Below are 3691 nucleotides of genomic sequence, written 5' to 3'. Positions count from 1 at the left end.
CGTTTTGTCGATGCCAAAACCGCCATTCATAACAGCTGCATCGGCTGCCACGCAAAACGCGGCGTAGCCACCGCCAGCAACTGCGACTTCTGCCATGTCCCTGCCACGCCGACAGTTGCCCCTGAACCTGAACGCAGTTGGCGCGACCGCTGGAAAAAACGCTGATTGGCATCCAGCAATAAGCCTTCTACAAAAAACCCCCGCTCTCATTCGGAGCGGGGGTTTTTTTCGACAAATGGATTTTCGGCTATCACTTCAGCAACCGCTCCACCATGGCCGCCGTCTCCGCCGTAATCCGCCGGCAGTTGGCCAGGTGCTCCTTGCTCAGCCAGGGGTAGGGGGCCGAAAGGGATTTGCAGCAGGTCACCCGATTGCGGGCCTTGAATTCCTCCATCAGCCGGGCCGCCTTTTTTCCCTTGCCCTTCAACCCCAGCGCCATCACCCCGCCGGTTACCGCACCGCACAGGCACCTGCTGTCGCCGATGCCGCCGCCGAAAGCCTCGGCCATTTTCATCAGCTGCGGATCGTCCAGGCCGATGCAGGCCTGCAGCACCGCCTGGGTGCAGTTCAATCCCGAATCAAACAGGCGCCCGGCCTTTTCAGCGACACCTTCCCCCTCGACCAGCTCAACTCTTTTCTTCAACAGCCGCAACACGGATCCACTCCTTCACGAGTCATTTGCCTTAATCATAAGCCAATCGGTCATAAAAAGCCACGGTGAGTTGATTCCGCCGTGGCCCAGAACAATGAACGTTTCACAACCGACTATTCCTTGACCCCCAGCTTGCGCAGGATGGTCATCATCGGGCACCAGTCGGTGAAAGCGCTCTGAAACAGGTTGAGCCCGACAAAGGCTGTGAAAAAGAGCCAATACGGCGAATGCAGATGGGCCAGGACCACGCTGAGCAGGATGAAGAAACCGGCGATCATACGCAGTAAACGGTTGACGGTCATGATGAATTCCTCCTTGTCTATTTCGCGGCTTGCCTGCCGTAAATGAGCCAGTACACGACGGGAATGACGATCAGGGTAAAACCGGTGGAAGCGAACACCCCGAAGATGATCGACCAGGCCAAGCCCGAAAAGATCGGGTCGAGGGTGATGATCCAGTTGCCGAGCAGGGCCGCCCCGGCGGTCAGCAGGATCGGCCGCAACCGCACCGCGCCGCTTTCGACCAAAGCGTCCTGCAACGGCAGGCCGCGCTTGCTGGCATGCTGGATGAAATCGATCAGAATGATCGAGTTGCGCACCACGATGCCGGCCAGGGCGATCATGCCGATCATTGCCGTGGCGGTGAAAAAGACCGGAGTGTCGTAGCCGCCGACGGTGCGGTTCGCAATCAGGTTGAGCAGCCAGAAACCAGGCATGATGCCGATCATGGTCAGCGGGATCGCCCCCATGATGATCATCGGCATACCGTAGGAGCCGGTCTCGATCAGCAGTAGGAGATAGATCAGCACCAGCGCCGCACCGAAGGCGATGCCGAGATCGCGAAAGACATCGAGGGTGATGTTCCACTCCCCTTCGCCGCTCCAGACCACGCTGGTCCCTGCGGGGAGCGGGTTTTGCCTGAAGTGGGAGGAGAGGTTGAGGATGGCGTTGACCGGGCTCTTGCCGGCCATCTCGCCGAAGACGTAGACGACCCGCTGCAGGTTCTTGTGAAAGATGGTCGGCTCCAGGGTCTCCGCCTCGAAGCGGCCCAACTCCGAAAGCCGCACCAGCGAGCCGCCTTCCCCCTTGACCTGCAGCCCTTCGAGACCGGCCAGCGACGAGCGTTCGGCCGCCGGCAGCCGCAGCAGGATCTGCAGCGGGTGGCGATCGGAGTCGACATGCACGGTCCCGACCGCGTCGCCGCCTAGCGCCACCGCCAGGGTCCGGGCGATCTGGGCGCTGCTGATGCCGGAGAGCGCCGCCTTCTCCCGGTCGGGGACGAAGACGAAGCGGCGCTGGGCGTACTCCACCGTATCGTCGACATCCCGCACCTTGTCTTCAATGGCCATACGCTCACGCACCAGACCGGCGGCCGCCACCTGCTCGGCGTAGGAAACGCCCGGTTCGGCGTAGACTTCGGCGGCCAGGGTCGCAATCACCGGCGGCCCCGGCGGCAGCTCGACCACCTTGAGGTTGGCGCCGTAACGCTCGGCGATCCGGGACAGGTCGTCGCGCAGCCGCAGGGTGATGGCGTGGCTCTGCTGCTGCCGTTCGCCCTTGTGCGCCAGGTTGACGCGGATGTCGGCGACGTTGGGCCCCTGGCGCATGTAGTAATGGCGCACCATGCCGTTGAAATCCATGGCGCTGGCCGTCCCCACGTAGGCCTGAAAATCGGTCACCTCGTTGACCGTGGCCAGGTAGTCCTCCAAGGCCCGCACCGCGGCGTCGGTCTGCTCGAGGGAGGTCCCTTCCGGCAGATCGACCACCAGCTGGAACTCGTTCTTGTTGTCGAAGGGGAGCATCTTCATCGGCACCAGGTTGAGAACCGGCATCGCCATCGAGCCGAGCAGCAGCAGCACGACCAGCAGCACCAGTGACCAGGCCTTGGTCCGCGACTGCAGAAACGGCAGCAGCAGGCGCCGGTAAACTTTATAGGTGCGGGTCTCTTCGAGAATGAACTCCTTTTCCTCCTTGCCGTACTCCTTCTTGAGAACGTGGTAGCTCATCCACGGGGTGACGGTGAAGGCGACCAGCAGCGACATGACCATGGTCAGCGGCAGGTTGATCGCCATCGGCCGCATGTACGGCCCCATCATGCCAGTGATAAAAAGCATCGGCAGAAAAGAGAGGATGACCGCCAAGGTCGCCAGGATCACCGGCGGCCGCACCTCGTCGATGGCGGAGAGGACCGCGTCGCGGGGGGGCTCCTTTTTCATTTTGAAGTGGCGGTAGATGTTCTCGACATCGACGATCGGATCGTCGACCAGCAGGCCCAGGGACAGCACCAGGGCGAACAGGGTGACCCGGTTGATGGTATAGCCGAACCCGTAGTTGACCAGCAGGGTCAGCGAATAGATGATCGGAATCGAGACCGCGACGATCAGCGCCTCGCGCCAGCCGAGGGCGAAAAAGACCAGGGCGAGGACGGTGACGACGGCGATCACCAGGTGGGTGATCAGTTCGTTGACCTTGTGATCGGCGGTCTCGCCGTAGTTGCGGGTGACCTGTACCTGGATGTCGTCGGGGACGATGGTCCCCTGCATCTGCCGGACCGCTTCGATCACCTGCTCGGCCACGACGACGGCATTGGTCCCCTTCTTCTTCGCCACCGCAATGTGCACCGCCTGGTACTCGCCCCCGGCGACCGCAGCAGCATGGCCGGCCGGGCCATAACGGAAACGGGTGTAGCTGTCGGCTTCGGCCATGTCGTCGACGACCGTCGCCACGTCCCGCAGGTAGACCGGGCTGCTGTTCTGCACGCCGATCACCAGGTCAGCCACCTCGGCGGAGGAACGGAAGAAGCCGCCGCCGCGCACCAGCAGCTCTTCGTTGCCCTGCTGGAAGCTGCCGGCCGGCAGCTCCAGGTTGGCCCCGGCCAGGGCCCGGCGCACTTCGAGGATATCGAGGTTGCGGGCGGCCAGGGCACCCGGATCGAGCTCGACCCGTACCTGCCGCGGGCGGCCGCCGATGACGGTGGTCACCGAAGTGTTTTTTACCGCCTGCAGGCGGTCGACCACTTCCTCGGCCACCCGCCGCAGCT

General features: G+C 62.8%; 3 protein-coding genes. All 3 read right to left on the bottom strand.

Annotation, left to right across the window (positions count from 1 at the left end):
* Positions 1–250 precede the first annotated feature (250 nt).
* Complete coding sequence (locus ABYV89_RS15475) at positions 251–655, bottom strand: C-GCAxxG-C-C family protein (protein ID WP_432823833.1); 405 nt, start codon at positions 653–655, stop codon at positions 251–253.
* Between the two features lie 110 nt (positions 656–765).
* Positions 766–954 carry a YgaP family membrane protein gene (locus ABYV89_RS15470; RefSeq protein WP_432823832.1) on the bottom strand — a complete coding sequence of 63 codons (189 nt, stop codon included), beginning with the start codon at positions 952–954 and terminating at the stop codon, positions 766–768.
* A 17-nt stretch (positions 955–971) separates the two neighbouring features.
* Positions 972–3691 (bottom strand): efflux RND transporter permease subunit (locus tag ABYV89_RS15465; RefSeq protein ID WP_432823831.1); only part of this gene is annotated, 2720 nt, incomplete at its 5' end.

Source organism: Trichloromonas sp., assembly GCF_041583255.1.
In the GTDB taxonomy this organism is placed as follows: Bacteria; Desulfobacterota; Desulfuromonadia; order Desulfuromonadales; family Trichloromonadaceae; genus Trichloromonas.
Note: the sequence above shows the minus strand (reverse complement) of the source record. Positions and strands in the feature narration are given on the sequence as shown.